Here is a 259-nt window from a genome sequence, read left to right as displayed (position 1 = left end):
GGTGAAGGCGACTTTCTCGCGGCGCTCACGCGTGTTGGTGGTCGAACCGCATTCGACATCAGCCTTGCCTTCGGCGATGGTCGGGATGCGCGAAGACGAGGTCACCATCACGTACTGGACCTTCAGGTCCGGGCGCTTGAGTTCGGTGCGCAGCTTGTCGACCACACGCAGGCAGAGATCCATTGCATAACCAATGGGTTTCTTGTCGGCGTCGTAGAACGAAAACGGCACGGAACTCTCGCGATGCGCAACGCGGACA

General features: G+C 59.8%; 1 protein-coding gene. It reads right to left on the bottom strand.

Going from position 1 to position 259, the window contains the following annotated elements; translation table 11 throughout:
• A partial coding sequence (locus ACVA6Q_RS24765; protein WP_446649240.1) for a transporter substrate-binding domain-containing protein occupies positions 1-259 on the bottom strand: 259 nt, incomplete at both ends.

The sequence above is a fragment of the Vibrio sp. DNB22_10_4 genome (assembly GCF_052879755.1).
The sequence above is the reverse complement of the archived record's forward strand: the minus strand, read 5'-3'. Positions and strand labels throughout refer to the sequence as shown.